The organism is Kitasatospora sp. NPDC089913 (assembly GCF_044748625.1).
Taxonomy (GTDB): Bacteria; Actinomycetota; Actinomycetes; order Streptomycetales; family Streptomycetaceae; genus Kitasatospora.
Genome location: NZ_JBIVGI010000002.1, coordinates 443,038 through 459,331 on the forward strand (window position 1 = coordinate 443,038; position 16,294 = coordinate 459,331).

Here is a 16,294-nt window from a genome sequence, read left to right on the forward strand (position 1 = left end):
GCCCCGGCGCCGTCCCCGGACAGGTACGGGAGGTGCTACGGGAAGGAGGTGACCGTGGACGGGGTGGTGCCGGTGCCGGAGGTCGCGCCGCCGGTGCCGTTGATCACGTGCTCGTACTGACCGTTGCCGCCCAGCGAGACCACCAGCAGGTCGTGGAACCGCACCCCGGGCCGGACCGGGGCCTCGAAGCCGTGGTCCATCCGGATGCTCGGGTCCACGTTGAAGTAGCAGTAGCTGCCGAGCCCCCAGCCCTCGTGGGTGGTGACGCTGTCGTCCACCTTGTAGGCGGCCCATCCCCGGGTGGCGCCGTTCTGCACGGCGGCCTGGTTCGGGGCGTCGTAGGCGATCTCGTTCTGGAAGAAGATCGTCCGGCCGCGTTCGCCCGACCATTCGACGTCGTACTTCTTGAAGTGCTCGACGAACAGCCCGGTGCCGAGCACGTCGTCGCCGCGCACCAGCAGGCCGTAGTCGGCGGGGTTGACCGTCCAGCCGACGCCGGCGCCGTGGTCGGCGCGCCAGATCCAGGTGTGGTCCACGATGACGTCGTCACTGTTGACCACGATCCCGGCGGTGGCCGAACCCGCGCCCGCGCCGCCGACCCGGACGAACACGTCCTGGAGGGTGGTCGGGTCGGCGGCGTGGTCGGCCGCGGCACTGTCCGGGCCGATCTGCACCAGGACCGGCGAGTTGACCGGTCCGGCGTCGACCAGCAGCCCGGCCAGCCGGACGCCGTCCACGTCGGCGACCCGGATCGCGGTCACCCCGTTGTCGGGCACCACCGTGGCCAGGCCGAGGCCGAGCACCACCGTGCCGGGGCGGGTCACCTCGATCGGCCGGTCCACGTGGTAGACGCCGGGGGTGAACAGCAGGTCCAGGCCCTGCGCCAGCGCCTGGTTGATGGTGGCCGCCGTCGCGCCCGGCTTGACCAGGTAGAACTGGTTCAGCGGCCGCGAGGTGCCCTGCGGCACGCCGTCCCAGGAGACGCCCCGGGCATCGGTCCGCTTCGCCGGGACGAACACCCGGTACTCGTTGCCGTCCAGGTACAGGAACGGCTTCTCGCGCGACACCGGGGTGGTGTCGAGGGTGGTGTAGGGCGGGTTCGGGAAGGTCTGCGCGGGCGCGCCCTGGACACCGGAGAACACCTGGTTCCAGACCCCGTTGGAGAAGCCGCCGATCGCGCTGTCCCTGGTGTACCACTGCTGCTGCGAGTAGTTGCCGATCTGGCCGTCCACCCGGCTGTCGGCGATGTAGCCGCCGCTGGCCCAGCCGTAGCCGTTGGGCGCCAGGTTGAGCCCGCCCCGGACGTGCATCCGGCGGAACGGCGCGGCCTGGGCGACGGCCCAGCGGTCGGTGCCGTTGACCGGGTTGAGGGCGAGGTTCTCGGCGGAGCGCCAGAAGTTCTGGGTGGCGTTGCCGTTGAACCAGCCGGCGTCCACGGTGACGTCGCCGTTGAAGGTGGTGTCGTCGGGCTTGAGGCCGAGGCCCGCGATCGAGGTGTAGAAGCCGAGTTGGGCGTTGAGGTTCTGGTAGGTGCCCGGCTTGAACAGCAGCGCGTACCGCTCGGGGCCGAACTGGTTGGACTCCTGCTTGCGGAACACCTCGTCCAGCTCGGCCTGGATGCCGGGCGTGCCGGGGTCGAAGACCAGCACGTTCGGGCCGAGGTCGCCGCCGCCCTGCACCGGCGGCACGGTCGGGCCGTCGGAGGCGGCGACCCGCAGCTCCCACAGCGAGTAGCCCCAGGCGGTGCCCCGGGCCGTGCCGTTGAGCCGGACGTAGCGGCCGCTGCCGGAGACGGCGAGGGTCTCGGTGCCGCCGGTGCCGTTCGCGGTGCTGTAGAGGGTGCGCCAGGTGACGCCGTCGTCGGAGGCCTGGATCTGGTAGGCGCGACCGTAGGCCGCTTCCCAGGCGAGTTCGACCCGGCACAGCTGCCGCACCGAGCCGAGGTCGACCTGCAGCCACTGCGGGTCGGCGAAGGCGGAGGACCAGCGGGTGCCGGGGTCGCCGTCGACGGCGTTGGCGGCGGACAGGCCCGCGTTCTCGGTGGAGGAGGCGGTGGCCGGGCGGCCCCGCGCGGCGTCCGCGGCACCGCACTCGGCGGCGGCGGTGGGCGCCGTCGTGGCGGCGGAGGTGGCCGGGGCCGCCAGGGCCGCCGGTCCCGGCAGGGCGAGGGTGGTGGCCGCGAGCAGGGCGAGACCGAGCCTGGCGGCCGGCCCCCCGCGACGCGGGCGTGCTGAAGTGAGCCTCATGGGCCGCTCCTGCGGTGGGGGTGGGTGGAGGCGGAGGCGCACACCGCGGCCCGTGCCCGGTACGCCGTCGGGCGCCGGGCGGTGGGGAACGACGGGACGGCTCGACGGGTCCGCGCACCGGCCGGCTCGGGGTTCGGCCGGTGCGCGCACGGACCCGCCGCGGCGGGCGGTCACCTGGTGCGTGACGGAGCGCCGCCGGCCCGGGGTCCGGGCCCGGGGAGCGCCCCCGACCGGGAGTCTCGGGGCAGTCGATCCGGGGTGTCAACCCTTTGCGCAGGCTTTCCTCACACCGTGAACTTTCCTCCACCACAAGGGATTCCGACGATCCGGCAGCTCAGGGCAGGGGTCCGGGGGCAGTACTCAGGTCCACCGCCCGGTCGCGCCCGCGCCCACCGCGGCACCGTCCGCGCGGCGCGGGAACTCCCCGCCGGAGTCCAGGAAGTCGGAGAGCGGCAGGGTCGCCGCGCCCACCGTCACCGCCGCCGGGCCGAGCGTGCCCAGCACGATCTCGGTCTGCTCCCGCGGGAAGCGCAGCGCGTACTCGGTGGCGGCCGCACGGATCCCGGGCAGCAGCCGGGGACCGAGCAGCAGTCCGGCCCAGCCGCCGATCACGATCCGCTCCGGGTTGAACAGGTTCACCAGGTCGGCGATGGCCGCACCGAGGTACTCGGCGGCCTCGTCGAGCAGCGCGACCGCGGCCGGATCGCCCGCGCCGGCGGCCGCCAGCAGGGCCGCCAGCCCCGCCTTCTCCCCACCGCCGGGCGGCGCCGCGCCCCACCGCGCGACCAGCGCCTCGGCCCCGACGTACGCCTCCAGGCAGCCGCGCGCACCGCACCGGCAGCGGCGTCCGCCGACGTGCACCTTGGTGTGGCCCCACTCGCCCGCGCTGCTGGTGGCGCCCCGGAAGCGGGCGCCGTCGGCGATCACGCAGGCGCCGACGCCGGAGCCGAACAGGGCGACCACCGCGTGCCGCGTGCCGCGCCCGGCGCCGAACCACATCTCCGCCTGGCCGAGGGTCTTGGCACCGTTGTCGACGAACAGCGGCAGGTCGGTGCCGGCCCGCAGCATCCGGCCGAGCGGCACCGCGTCCCAGCCGACGGTCTGGCCGTGCACCACGGCCCCCGCGCCGCCCCCGAGGTCCGGCCCGACGCCCTGCCCGAGGTCCGGCCCGACGCCCCGGCCGAGGTCCGCCTGCTCGACGATGCCGGGCACGCCGACACCCACGCCGAGCACCGTGCCCGGGTCGGTCCCGGTGCGCTCCAGCACGTCGGCCAGCCCGGTCAGGATCAGCTCCGCGACATGGCCGGCGTCGTGGCCCCGGTCGTCCAACGGCCGGTCACTGGCCGCCAGTTCTGTCCTGGCCAGGTCGAACAGCGCGACCCGGACCTGGGTCTCGCCGACGTCCACGCCGACCAGATGGGCCCGGCCGGCGGCGACCCGGAGCAGGATCCGGGGCCGCCCGCCGTCCGACTCCACCGAGCCGCACTCCTCGATCAGGCCGTCGGCGAGCAGCTCGCCGGTCACATTGCTGATCGATCCGCCGCTCAGCCCGGTGATCGAGCCGAGCTCCTGGCGGCTGAGCGGCCCGTCGAAGTACAGCCGCCGCAGCAGCGTGGACCGGCTGCCTCTGCGCAGGTCACGCACCGTCTTCTTGCCTCGCGCGGTCATGGGATCTCCCTCCTGCCCCGAATCTATCGCTGTCCGAACCCTTGACGGAAGCTTTTCTCACACGTTAAATCACGCCTCGAATTAAGTATCGCAGCAGCGGACTTCACCCGAAGAGGGGATCCCTTCATGCCCATCGCCCGCGCCGCCGCAGCCGGCGTGCTCGCCACCGCGCTCGTCCTCACCGCCACCGCCTGCGGCGGGGGCTCCACCGCCGGCGGCGGGGGCGACAGCAGCCCCGGCACGCTCACCTACTGGGCCTCCAACCAGGGCACCAGCCTGGAGAACGACCGCCAGGTACTGGAACCCGAGCTGCGGAAGTTCGAGCAGCAGACCGGCATCAAGGTGAAGCTGGAGGTCATCCCCTGGTCGGACCTGCTCAACCGGATCCTCGCCGCCGCCGGCTCCGGCCAGGGCCCCGACGTGCTCAACATCGGCAACACCTGGTCCGCCTCGCTCCAGGCCACCGGCGCGCTGCGGCCCTTCGACGCCGCCACCCTCGCGAAGACCGGCGGCAGGGACCGGTTCCTGCCCGCCGCGCTCGCCTCGGCCGGCGCCGCCGGACAGGACCCGGCCGCCGTCCCGCTCTACTCGATGGCCTACGGCCTGTACTGGAACAAGAAGCTCTTCGCCGAGGCCGGGATCGACCGGGCACCGGCCACCTGGGAGGAGCTCGTCGCCGACGGGAAGAAGCTCACCACCGGCGGCCGCTACGGCCTCGCCGTCGAGGGCGGCAACATCAGCGAGAACGTCCACCACGCCTTCACCCTCGCCAAGCAGCACGGCGCCGACTTCTTCGACCCGTCCGGCCGCCCCGCCTTCGACAGCCCGGGCGCCGTCGCCGCGGTCAAGCAGTACGTCGACCTGCTCGGCACCGAGAAGATCGCCGCCGCGGGCAACGCCGAGTACGCCAACAACCAGTCCGTCACCGACTTCGCCACCGGCAAGGCCGCCATGCTGCTGTGGCAGGCCGCCGGGGCCAACCTCAAGTCCCACGGCATGGCCCCCGAGGACTACGGCGTCGCCCCCGTCCCCGTCCCCGCCGGAGCCACCGGCGAACGCGCCACCACCTCGATGGTCGCCGGGATCAACCTCGCCGTCTTCCGCGCCACCAAGAACACCGAAGGGGCGCTGAAGTTCGTCTCCTTCATGACCGGCACCGAGGAACAGACCGTGCTCAACAAGGCCTACGGCACCATCCCCCCGGTGGTCGAGGCCCAGCGCGACGCCGCCTTCGCGACCCCCGAACTCGGCACCCTGGCCGCCGTCCTGGGCCAGAGCGCCCGCCCGCTGCCCCAGGTGCCCGCCGAGAGCCAGTTCGAGACCCTGGTCGGCACCGCGGTGAAGAACCTGCTCGCCTCCGCCGCCGCCGGCAAGGCCGTCACCGAGGACGGCGTGCGCGCCGAACTCACCCGGGCCCAGCAGCAGATGCCGGCCAACTGACGTGATCCGGGGCCGAATCGACCGACTGCGCCGACGCGCCGGAACCACCGCCCTCCCCTATCTGCTGCTGCTCCCCGCACTGCTGCTCGAACTCGCCGTCCACCTGGTGCCGATGGTGCTCGGCACCGTGATGAGCCTCAAGCGGCTCACCCAGTTCTTCATCCGCGACTGGACCGCCGCGCCCTGGGCCGGACTCGCCAACTTCCGCACCGCCGTGGACTTCGACGCCCCGGTCGGCCGGGCCCTGCTGCACTCCTTCTGGGTCACCTGCGCCTTCACCGTGCTGGCCGTCGGCCTCGCCTGGCTGATCGGCACCACCGCCGCCGTGCTGATGCAGGACTCCTTCCGCGGCCGCGGCCTGCTGCGCGCCCTGTTCCTGCTGCCCTACGCGCTGCCGGTCTACGCGGCGGTCATCACCTGGTCGTTCATGTTCCAGCGGGACACCGGTCTGATCAACCACGTGCTGCACGACCAGCTCCACCTGGTGGACGACAAGCCGTTCTGGCTGCTCGGCGACAACAGCTTCACCGCGCTGGTCACCGTCTCGGTCTGGCGCAGCTGGCCGTTCGCCTTCCTGACCCTCACCGCCGGGCTGCAGAACATCCCGCGCGAACTCTACGAGGCGGCCGCGCTGGACGGCGCCGGGGTCTGGCAGCAGATCCGCCGGATCACCCTGCCCTCGCTGCGGCCGGTCAACCAGGTGCTGGTCCTGGTGCTCTTCCTCTGGACCTTCAACGACTTCAACACCCCCTACCTGCTGTTCGGCCGCTCGGCGCCCGCCGCGGCCGACCTGATCTCGGTGCACATCTACCAGTCCTCCTTCGTCACCTGGAACTTCGGCGCCGGCTCGGCCATGTCCGTCCTGCTGCTGCTGTTCCTGCTGGTGGTGACGGCCGGCTACCTGCTGCTCACCTCGCGCCGGAAGGACGCCACCGCGTGATCGACCCGCCCGCCTCGTTCCGGTGGCTGCGCCGCGCCGTGCTCGCCGCGCTCACCGTCTTCACCCTCGTCCCCGTCCTGGTGATGCTCGGCAGCTCGCTGAAGCCGCTCCAGGACGTCCAGGGTCCGTTCCGCTGGATCCCCAGCACCGTGACCCTGCGTCCCTACGCGGACATCTGGCGCACCGTGCCGCTCGGCCGCTACCTGGTCAACTCGCTGATCGTGGCCGGAGGTTCGACGATCTGCTCGGTCCTGGTCGCGATCGTCGCGGCGTACGCGGTGAGCCGCTACCGTTTCCGTGGACGGCGCTTCTTCACGGTGACGGTGCTGTCCACCCAGATGTTCCCCGGCATCCTGTTCCTGCTCCCGCTCTTCCTGCTCCTCGTCAACGTCGGCAACGCCACCGGGGTCGCCCTGTACGGCAGCCGCGGCGGTCTGATCCTCACCTACCTGACCTTCTCGCTGCCGTTCTCGATCTGGATGCTGGTCGGCTACTTCGACTCCATTCCGCGGGACCTGGACGAGGCCGCGCTGGTCGACGGCTGCGGTCCGGTCCGGGCCCTGGTGCGGATCATCGTCCCGGCGGCGGTGCCCGGCATCGTCGCGGTCGCGGTGTACGCCTTCATGACGGCCTGGGGAGAGGTGCTCTTCGCCTCGGTGCTCACCAACGAGGAGACCCGCACCCTGGCCGTCGGCCTCCAGGGCTACGCCACGCTCAACGACGTCTACTGGAACCAGGTGATGGCCGCCTCGCTGGTGGTCAGCGTCCCGGTGGTGGCCGGCTTCCTGCTGCTCCAGCGCTACCTGGTCGCCGGACTCACCGCCGGGGCCGTCAAATGACCGGCGCACCGCACCCCGGCGCCGCCCGCTCCCCTGTCCTCCACCGCCCCGAAAGGCCCGCCATGACCGACCCCGGCACTCAACTGGCCGCCCTGCCTGACGACTTCCTCTGGGGCGCGGCCACCGCCGCCTACCAGATCGAGGGCGCGGCGGACACCGACGGGCGCGCCCCCTCGATCTGGGACACCTTCGCGCGCACCCCGGGCCGGGTGGCCGGGGGCGACACCGGCGACACCGCCTGCGACCACTACCACCGCTGGCCCGAGGACGTCGCGCTGATGGGCCGGCTCGGCCTCGGCGCCTACCGGTTCTCGATCGCCTGGCCGCGCGTGGTGCCGCTCGCCGACGACCGGGTCAACCGGGCCGGCCTGGACTTCTACGACCGGCTGGTGGACGGCCTGCTGGCGGCCGGGATCCGCCCGTTCCCGACCCTGTACCACTGGGACCTCCCGCAGGCGCAGCAGGACCGGGGCGGCTGGCCGGTACGGGACACCGCCGAGCGGTTCGCCGAGTACACCGCCGCGGTCTCCGCCCGGCTCGGCGACCGGGTCACCGACTGGGCGACGCTCAACGAGCCGCTCTGCTCGGCCTGGATCGGCCACCTCGACGGCGCGATGGCCCCCGGCCTGACCGACCTCACCGCCGCCGTGCACGCCTCCTACCACCTGCACCTCGCCCACGGCCTGGCCGTGCAGGTGCTGCGCGAGAACGTCCGGGACGCCCGGATCGGCATCGTCAACAACCTCAGCCCGATCGAGCCGGCCACCGACTCGCCCGCCGACCTGGCCGCCGCCGTCCGCGCCGACGGCCACGTCAACCGCTGGTGGCTCGACCCGATCCACGGCCGGGGCTACCCCGAGGACATGCTGCGGGTCTACGGTGTCGACCTGCCGGAGCGCCCCGGGGACCTCGACCTCATCGCCGCGCCGCTGGACTGGCTGGGCCTCAACTACTACTTCCGCCAGATCGTCGCTGACGACCCCGCCGGGCCGGCCCCGTACGTCCGCCAACTGCCCGGCCCCAACCGGGAGCACACCGCGATGCCCTGGGAGGTCCACGCGCCCGGACTGGAGCAGCTGCTGCTCCGGCTCACCGAGGAGTACGACGCCGAGCGGATCTACGTCACCGAGAACGGCTCGGCGTACGCCGACTCGGTGGCCGCCGACGGCAGCGTGCACGACCCGGAGCGGACCGCGTTCCTGGCCGAGCACCTCGCCGCCTGCGCCCGGGCCGTCGACCGGGGCGCGCCGCTGGCGGGGTACTTCGCCTGGTCGCTGCTCGACAACTTCGAGTGGGCGTACGGGTACGCCAAGCGCTTCGGGCTGGTCCACGTGGACTACCCGACCCAGCGCCGCACCATCAAGTCCAGCGGCCACCACTACGCGCGGCTGATCGCGGCGCACCGGGGGCGGTAGGGGCCGCGGGGGCGCTAGGGGGCGCGCGGGGGGCGTACGGGGTGCCGGGAAGCTGCCGGTCGATCTGCCGCCACCCGCCGTTCCGGCGGCCATAACCTGGGCGCCCGGCGCGCAGGAACGGACCGACGCGCCGTCAGATCAGCGGCCCCGACCGGGCCGCCCCGCACGTCCGGAAGGATCCCGTACCCCGCCATGACCAGTCTCCGCACCAGAGCGGCGGCCCTCGCCGCCGTCGCCGCGATCGGCTTCGCCACCTTCGCCTCCGGCACGGCCACCGCCGCCCCGGCCCCGGCCGCCCCCTCGACGGCCGGGGCCCCCGCCCTCGCGACGGCCGCGCTCACCCCGCCCACCCGCATCCCCGGCAACACCTCGATCGGCCGCAACCAGGCCTGGTACTCGCCGAACGGCAAGGTGATGCTGGCCATGCAGGGCGACGGCAACGTCGTGCTGTACCGCGACGGCAAGGCGATCTGGGTCGCCCAGGGCGCCATGCCCCGCGGCGAGTTCCTGGTGATCCAGGGCGACGGCAACCTCGTCGTGTACGCCGCCGACAACACCCCGCTGTGGAACAGCCAGACCGGCGGCAAGTGGGGCGCCGAGCTGACCATCTACAACGAGGGCGCGATCGCGGTCGAGCTGAACGGCAAGATCCTCTGGACCTCCGCCCCGCCGCAGCCGCTGCCCACGTGCCCGCCGTGGGGCCCGTCCTACCCCGGCCAGGTCATCCCGCCGTGGTGCCCGACCTGGCCCTTCCCCTCCTAGTAGTAGGGCCGGAGCGGGTCGACCGGCCGGGACATCCGCCGGAGCGGCGGGACGTACGGGCAGCCGCCCCCGCCGCTCCGGCACCCGGTCCGCTCGTCAGGCGAGCTTCTTCGCGCCCTGGACGGCCTTGGCCAGGTTCTCCAGCAGCGGGGCGGCGCCCAGCCAGGAGAAGCGCGGCACCGCGTCCCACGGGGCGACCTGGCCGGCCTTGACGGCGGGCAGCGCCGACCAGGCCGGCTTGGCCGCGAGGTCGGCGGGCTGGAGGGCGGTGCTGCGGTTGTCGAGCAGGATCAGGTCGGCCTGGTACTTGCCGGCGTTCTCCCAGCTCAGGCTCTCGAAGTAGCCCTGCGGGTCGAGCGCGTCCGGGACGACGAAGTCGACGCCCAGCTCGCGGAAGTACATCAGGTCGGTGCTGACCGCCGGGTTGGTGACGTAGAAGAGGTCGGCGCTGCCGGAGGCGGCCATCACCTTGAGCCCGCCGGCGGCCTTCGCGGCCTGCCGCAGGGTCTCCGCGGCGGCCTCGAAGCGGGCCTTGGCCTCGGTGACCCGCTTGGCGTTCAGGTCCGCGCCGAGCGACTCGGCCAGCGCGGCATAGCGCTTGATCGGCTCGGGCAGCGGGACCCGGGCGGTGGTGACGGCGACGCTCGGGGCGAGGGCGAGGATCTTGTCCTTGCTCTCGTCCGGGACGTACCAGAGGGCGTCCGGGTCGTACATGTGGGTGACCAGCAGGTCGGGGCGCAGCGCCGCGTACTTCTCGATGCCGAACTCGCCCCAGGCGTTGCCGACGATGGTGACCTTGTCGATGTCGAGCTCGCCGGCGGACGGGTCGGCCTTGCCGTCGGCGCGCCTGGTCTCGCCGAAGACGCCGGCGATCCGGTCGCCGAGTCCGAAGTCGTGCAGGGCGGCGGCGGTTCCGGTGAAGGCGACGATCCGGCGCGGGGTGTTCTTCGCGGTGACGGCCCGGCCCCGGTCGTCGGTGAAGGACCAGGCCTTGCCGTCGGCGCCCCCGCCGTCCGCGCCCTTCGTGCCGCCCCCGCCCCCGCCCCCGCTGCCGCAGGCGGCCAGTGCGGCGCCGAGGCCGAGGGCGCCCGCGGCGGTGAGGAGGGTGCGGCGGGTGGGTCGCCCGGGGGTCGGGAGGCCGGGGTTGGGCATGGGGGTGCCTTTGTTCGGTGGTGGGAGTCGTGAAGGTCCCGGGGCGGGTCGCACCCCGAGCCGGGACTTAGGTTAGCCTAACCATATTCACCGGCCTGTCGACCGTCCGTCGGCGCCCCGCCACCCACCGTCCGCACCCCGGTCCCCGGAGCACCCCACCATGCACGACGTCACCGCCCGCCCGGGACCGCCCGCACCGGCCGCGCCCGCCGGCCGCCGCCACCGCCACCGGACCCGCGCCCTCGGGCTGCTCGCCGCCCTCGCCCTGCTGGCCGCCGCCGTGGTGCTCAGCATCGCCGTCGGCGCCAAGGCGCTCTCCCCCGCCGAGGTCTGGCACGGTCTCACCGACCCCGCCTCCCCGGCCTACCCGGTCGTCAACCGGATGCGGGTCCCACGCACCCTGCTCGGACTGCTCGCCGGCACCGCCCTCGGCCTGGCCGGCGCCGTCATGCAGGCCGTCACCCGCAACCCGCTCGCCGACCCCGGTCTGCTCGGCATCAACGCGGGCGCCTCCGCCGCAATCGCCACCGCGATCGCCTTCCTCGGCGTCGGCGGCTTCACCGGCTACGTGTGGTTCGGCCTGGCCGGCGCCGGCGTCGTCTCCGCCCTCGTCTACGCGGTCGGCGGCGGACGGCGGGCCACCCCCGCCCGGCTCGCCCTGGCCGGTGCCGCGCTCAACGCCGCCCTCTACTCCTACGTCAGCGCCGTGATGCTGCTGGACTCCGCCTCGCTGGACCGGATGCGGTTCTGGACCATCGGCTCACTGGCCGCCGCCGGACCCGGCACCGTCACCGCCGTCGCGCCGTTCGTCCTGGTCGGCGCGGTGCTGGCGCTCGCCCTCGCCCGGCCGCTCAACGCGCTCGCCCTGGGCGAGGACTCCGCCCGCGCCCTCGGTGCCCGGCCCGCCCGGGTCCGGGCCGGCGCCGTCCTCACCGTCACCCTGCTCTGCGGTGCCGCCACCGCCGCCTGCGGACCGATCGTGTTCGTCGGCCTGACCGTGCCCCACCTGGTCCGCGCCCTCACCGGCCCCGACCTGCGCTGGATGCTGCCGTACTGCGCCGTGCTCGCGCCGCTGCTGCTGCTCGGCTCCGACGTGCTCGGCCGCGTCGTCGGCCGGCCCGGCGAACTCCAGGTCGGCCTCGTCACATCCGTGCTCGGCGGCCTCTTCTTCCTCCTCCTCGTCCGTCGCACGAAGGCGGCCCGCGCATGACCGACCTCACCCGCACCCGCGCCCTGCGCACCCCCGGCGGACTCTCCGTCCGCTACCGCCCGCGCACCGTGCTCGCCGTCACCGCCTGCCTGTTCACCGCGATCGCCGTCGCCGTGACGACCCTCGGCAGCGGCGACTACCCGCTCACCCCGGGCGAGGTGATCGGTGCCCTCACCGGCGGCGGCGACCCCGCGGCCGACTTCGTCGTCAACGAACTGCGGCTCCCCCGGGTGGTCACCGCCCTGCTCACCGGCGCCGCCCTCGCCCTCTCCGGCGCCGTCCTCCAGGCCCTGGTCCGCAACCCGCTCGGCAGCCCCGACATCCTCGGCCTCACCCAGGGCGCCACCACCGGTGCGCTGCTGGTGGTCGCGACCGGCGGCAGCAGCCTCGCCCTGGCCGGCGGCGCCGTGGCCGGCGGCACCGCCGCGGGCGCGCTGATCCGCGCCCTCGCCCGGCGCGGCGGCAACGGCGGACACCGACTGGTCCTGGTCGGCATCGGCGTCGCCGCCGTGCTCGGCGGTGTCAACGGCTACCTGCTCACCAGGATCAAGCTGATGGAGGCCGCCCGCGCCCTGCTCTGGCTGACCGGCAGCCTCGACGGACGCGGCTGGGACGACGCCCTCCCCCTGCTCGCCGTCCTCGCCGTGCTGCTCCCGGTGGTCCTGCTCGCCTGCGGCCCCGGCCTGCGGATGCTGGAACTCGGCGACGACACCGCCCTCGGCCTCGGCGTACCGGTCGAACGGATCCGGCCCGTCCTGCTGGGCTGCGCCGTGCTGCTCGCCTCGGTCGCCGCGGCCGCCGCCGGACCGGTCTCCTTCGTCGCCCTCACCGCACCCCAACTGGCCCGCCGCCTCACCCGCGCCCCCAGCCCCAACCTGCTGGCCTCCACCGCGATGGGCGCGGCCCTGCTCGCCGCCGCCGACCTCGCCGCCCAGCACGCCTTCGGCGGGCGGCAGCTGCCGGTCGGCGTGGTCACCGGCGTGCTCGGCGGCGGCTACCTGGTCTGGCTGCTGGCCGCCGAACGCCGCGCCGGCCGGCTGTGACCGCCGCCGCGCCCCCCACTACCCGACCCCGACCGAACGAGTCCTCGCCATGACCCTCGCCGCCACCCCGCACACCACCACCGCCCGCCTCACCGCCCGCGCCCTCACCCTCTCCTACGACCGGCGGACCGTCACCGAGGGCCTGGACGTCGAGATCCCCGACCACTCCTTCACCGTGGTCATCGGCCCCAACGCCTGCGGCAAGTCCACCCTGCTGCGCGCCCTCGCCCGCGTCCTGCGTCCCAGCCGCGGCACCGTCCTCCTCGACGGCGCCGACCTCGCCCGCCTCCCCGCCCGCCAGGTCGCCCGCACCCTCGGCCTGCTCCCCCAGTCCTCGGTGGCCCCCGACGGCATCACCGTCGCCGACCTCGTCGCCCGCGGCCGCCACCCCCACCAGGGCCTGCTGCGCCAGTGGTCCCACGAGGACGAGCGGATCACCGAGGAGTCGATGGCCGCCACCGGTGTCGCCGAACTCGCCGACCGCCCCGTCGACGAACTCTCCGGCGGCCAGCGCCAGCGCGTCTGGATCGCGATGGCCCTCGCCCAGCAGACCCCGCTGCTGCTCCTCGACGAGCCCACCACCTACCTGGACATCAGCCACCAGATCGAGGTCCTGGACCTCTGCGACCGCCTCCACCGCACCCAGGGCCGCACCCTGGTGGCCGTCCTCCACGACCTCAACCAGGCCGCCCGCTACGCCACCCACCTCATCGTGATGCGCGACGGCAAGGTGGTGGCCGCCGGCGACCCGACCGGGATCCTCACCGCCGAGCTGGTGGAGGAGGTCTACCGCCTCCCCTGCCGGATCATCCCCGACCCGGAGACCGGCACCCCACTGGTCGTCCCGGCCGCCCCGAAGCGGGGGTGAGGGACCCCTCGTGCCCCGAGGAACCCCTCACCCGAAGAACGCCGCGGCGGCGCCCGACGCACCGGCTGCCCGTCGGTGCGCACGAAGACATGACGATCCGTCAGTCGTCCTGACCGGTCGGGGCATTGGCGGCGGCACCAGCCGGTGCGTTGGCCGGCGCTCCGGCCGGGGTGTTCGCAGGAGCCGTGGCCGGCGGGTGGGCCGGGGCCGAGGTCCGGCCGCCGCCGGTGCGGGGGTTGGTCGGGGAACCGGTCGGGGTCCCGGTCGGCGAACCGGAAGCGCTGGCGCTGCCGCTGGCGTTCGGGTCCTTGCGGGGCGGGGCGTCGGGGATGTCGGCCATCGGTATGGTCTGCTTGGGCGTCCCGCGCAGGGCCTGGTTCATGGCGTCCCGCCAGATCGGCCCGGGGCCGTCGGCGCCGAAGACCTCCTTGCGGTACTTGCCGTTGATGGTGATGTTGCGCATCTCCACACCGCCGTTGGGGCCGCCGATCCAGACCGAGGTGGCGAGCTGCGGGGTGTAGCCGCTGAACCAGGCGGCCCGCTTCTTGTCGGAGGTGCCGGTCTTGCCGGCGATCTGCCGGTCCCCCTCCAGGCCCAGGTCGCGGCCGGTGCCGGTCTCGGTGACGCCGTTGAGGACGGTGTTCAGCGCCTTGGCGGTGTCGGCGGAGAAGGCCGTCTCGCAGTGGGCGGCCGGGACCGGCACGTCCTTGCCGTCGACGGTGGTGATCGAGGTGATGGCGAGCGGGGTGCAGTACTTGCCGCCGGCGGCGAAGGTCGCGTAGACACCGGCCATGCTCAGCGGGCTCACCTCCTCGACACCGAGGCCCATCGCGGGGACCTCGTCCAGCGGCTTGCCGCTGGCCTTGCCGCCGATGCCGAGCTTGTTGGCCATCTGCTTGACCGCGCAGAGGCCGATCTCCTGCTCCATCTGCACGAAGTAGGTGTTGACCGAGAGGGCCATCGCCTCCTTCAGCTGGTACGGCCCCTGCTCGCTCGCCGACTCGTTGGGCACCACCGCCTTGGGCTTGGTGGTGTTCTTCCAGGTGCCCTCGCAGGTCTTCATGGTCGGGTACTCGAGCTTGTTCGGCGAGGAGTACTCCTGGGTGGGCGTCAGACCCGCCTCCAGGGCGGCCGCCACCACGATCGGCTTGAAGGTGGAGCCGGGCTGGAAGCCGTTGCCGCCGCCCATCGCCGCGTCGACGTTGAAGTTGACGACGGTCTGGTTCTTGGCCGCGGAGAGGCCGTACGGGCGGGTCTGGGCCATCGCCAGGATCTTGCCGGTGCCCGGCTCGACCATGGTGGCGGCGGCCGACACCGGGTCGGTGACGCGCACGTTCGAGCTGACCGCGCTCTGGGCGGCGGCCTGCTTGTCCGGGTCGAGGGTGGTGCGGATGTTCAGGCCGCCCTGGTCCCAGAGCTTCTTGCGCTCCGCGGCGGTGGCGCCGAAGGCCGGGTCCTGCTTGACCACGTGGCGGACGTAGTCGCAGAAGAAGCCCATGCCCGCCTTCGCGGTGATGCAGCCGTTCTGCGGCTCCTGGTAGTTCAGGCCCAGCGGGGCGGCCTTGGCATCCTTGGCCTGGTCGGCCGTGATGTGGCCGTTCTCCAGCATCTTGTCGAGCACGGTGTTGCGCCGGTTGAGCGCGGCCTGCGGGTGCGCCTTGGGGTCGTACTGGGACGGGTTCTGCACCAGTCCGGCCAGGGTGGCGGCCTCGGCGACGGTGAGGTCCTTGTTCGACTTGCCGAAGTACCGCTGGGAGGCGGCCTCGACACCGTAGGCGCCGTTCCCGTAATAGGTGATGTTGAGGTAGTTGGTGAGGATCTGATCCTTGGTCAGCTCCTCCTCCAGCTTGATGGCGATCTTCAGCTCCTGGATCTTGCGGCCCAGGGTCTTGCGCTGCGCCTCCCGGACCGCCACCGGGTCGTCGCCGGCCTTCTCCACGTTGACGTTCTTCACGTACTGCTGGGTCAGCGTGGAGGCGCCCTGGGCGGTGGTCCCGCTCTCGGCGTTCTTGCTGATCGCCCGGAGCAGGCCCTTGGGGTCGACGGCCCCGTGCTCGTAGAAGCGGGCGTCCTCGATGTCGACCTGGGCCTGCCGCATCAGCGGGGACATCTGCTCGGCGGTGAGCACGGTGCGGTCCCGCTCGTAGACCTTGGCGATCAGCGCGCCGCCGGCGTCGAAGATCTGGGTCGCCTGGGTGAGCGGCGGGGTCCTGAAATCGTCCGGGATGTCGTCGAACCCCTCCGCCGTGTTCTTGGCGGACAGCCCGAGCGCGCCGACGGCCGGCAGGGCCATGCCCGCCAGCAGCGCGCCGGACACCACACTGACGCCCAGGAAGGTCGCTCCGTGGCGGGCCAGCCGCAGCGGCGAGCTCCGGGCCGGCTGCGGTGTCTCGTCCTCGGGCGAGTTCCATATCGGGGGAGTGTTCGATTCCATGCCGGAATGCTAATCCTCGATCGTGAGAGGTCGAACCGGTTTTCCCACAGGATTGTCACAGCCGCGCAACAAACGGCCGGGGCCGACCCTCGGAAGACATTTGTGCACGAACTCAGACGCCGTGAACGGGTTTCCGCACCGGCACCGCCCGGGGCGACGGGCGGTGCGCCGTCACTGTATGGATGCCTCGGGCGGGTGGAAAGGTTGCACACGCCCGCGCCCGAACGGGCAGGCGGTCTGCCCGGGCGTCCGCCGGGCACCCGGGTCCGGTGTCCGC

Annotated in this window: 12 protein-coding genes; 8 read left to right on the top strand and 4 right to left on the bottom strand. The window is 73.4% G+C overall.

The features are described 5' to 3' along the window. Positions 1-35 precede the first annotated feature (35 nt). Positions 36-2,246 carry a discoidin domain-containing protein gene (locus ACIPYS_RS05970; RefSeq protein WP_400743655.1) on the bottom strand — a complete coding sequence of 737 codons (2,211 nt, stop codon included), beginning with the start codon at positions 2,244-2,246 and terminating at the stop codon, positions 36-38. 360 nt (positions 2,247-2,606) lie between these two features. Then, positions 2,607-3,914, bottom strand: a complete 1,308-nt coding sequence (locus ACIPYS_RS05975) for an ROK family protein (protein WP_400743658.1) — start codon at positions 3,912-3,914, stop codon at positions 2,607-2,609. Between the two features lie 126 nt (positions 3,915-4,040). Here ACIPYS_RS05975 and ACIPYS_RS05980 point away from each other — a divergent pair, with 126 nt between their 5' ends. The 5 genes from ACIPYS_RS05980 (at position 4,041) to ACIPYS_RS06000 (ending at position 9,310) form a co-directional block, all read left to right on the top strand. Next, entirely contained in the window at positions 4,041-5,354 is a 1,314-nt protein-coding gene (locus ACIPYS_RS05980) for an ABC transporter substrate-binding protein (protein WP_400743661.1), read from the top strand. 1 nt (position 5,355) lies between these two features. Beyond that, positions 5,356-6,294 carry a carbohydrate ABC transporter permease gene (locus tag ACIPYS_RS05985; protein WP_231978005.1) on the top strand — a complete coding sequence of 313 codons (939 nt, stop codon included), beginning with the start codon at positions 5,356-5,358 and terminating at the stop codon, positions 6,292-6,294. Next, positions 6,291-7,133, top strand: a complete 843-nt coding sequence (locus tag ACIPYS_RS05990) for a carbohydrate ABC transporter permease (RefSeq protein WP_093863247.1) — start codon at positions 6,291-6,293, stop codon at positions 7,131-7,133. The genes ACIPYS_RS05985 and ACIPYS_RS05990 overlap by 4 nt, the downstream gene beginning before the upstream one ends. A 62-nt stretch (positions 7,134-7,195) precedes the next feature. After that, the gene (locus tag ACIPYS_RS05995) at positions 7,196-8,548 is read left to right on the top strand and encodes a GH1 family beta-glucosidase (protein WP_093863246.1); all 1,353 of its coding nucleotides are present in this window, start codon (positions 7,196-7,198) and stop codon (positions 8,546-8,548) included. Positions 8,549-8,740: 192 nt separating this feature from the next. Then, entirely contained in the window at positions 8,741-9,310 is a 570-nt protein-coding gene (locus tag ACIPYS_RS06000) for a hypothetical protein (protein ID WP_093863245.1), read from the top strand. Between the two features lie 96 nt (positions 9,311-9,406). On the opposite strand, the gene ACIPYS_RS06005 is transcribed toward ACIPYS_RS06000, so the two are convergent. Beyond that, entirely contained in the window at positions 9,407-10,462 is a 1,056-nt protein-coding gene (locus tag ACIPYS_RS06005; protein WP_400743667.1) for an ABC transporter substrate-binding protein, read from the bottom strand. A 160-nt stretch (positions 10,463-10,622) separates the two neighbouring features. Here ACIPYS_RS06005 and ACIPYS_RS06010 point away from each other — a divergent pair, with 160 nt between their 5' ends. Genes ACIPYS_RS06010 through ACIPYS_RS06020 form a run of 3 tightly spaced genes read left to right on the top strand, consistent with a single transcriptional unit; the run spans position 10,623 to position 13,583 of the window. After that, positions 10,623-11,672 (top strand): FecCD family ABC transporter permease, encoded by a 1,050-nt coding sequence (locus ACIPYS_RS06010; protein WP_400743670.1) that lies wholly within the window; start codon positions 10,623-10,625, stop codon positions 11,670-11,672. After that, a complete protein-coding gene (locus tag ACIPYS_RS06015; RefSeq protein ID WP_400743673.1) occupies positions 11,669-12,715 on the top strand; it encodes a FecCD family ABC transporter permease in 1,047 nt (348 codons plus the stop codon). Before ACIPYS_RS06010 ends, ACIPYS_RS06015 begins: the two co-directional genes overlap by 4 nt. A 49-nt stretch (positions 12,716-12,764) precedes the next feature. Continuing rightward, positions 12,765-13,583 carry an ABC transporter ATP-binding protein gene (locus ACIPYS_RS06020; RefSeq protein ID WP_400743676.1) on the top strand — a complete coding sequence of 273 codons (819 nt, stop codon included), beginning with the start codon at positions 12,765-12,767 and terminating at the stop codon, positions 13,581-13,583. A gap of 100 nt (positions 13,584-13,683) precedes the next feature. Here ACIPYS_RS06020 and ACIPYS_RS06025 read toward each other — a convergent pair whose 3' ends face one another. Next, positions 13,684-16,017 (bottom strand): transglycosylase domain-containing protein, encoded by a 2,334-nt coding sequence (locus tag ACIPYS_RS06025; protein WP_400743679.1) that lies wholly within the window; start codon positions 16,015-16,017, stop codon positions 13,684-13,686. Positions 16,018-16,294: the final 277 nt, after the last annotated feature.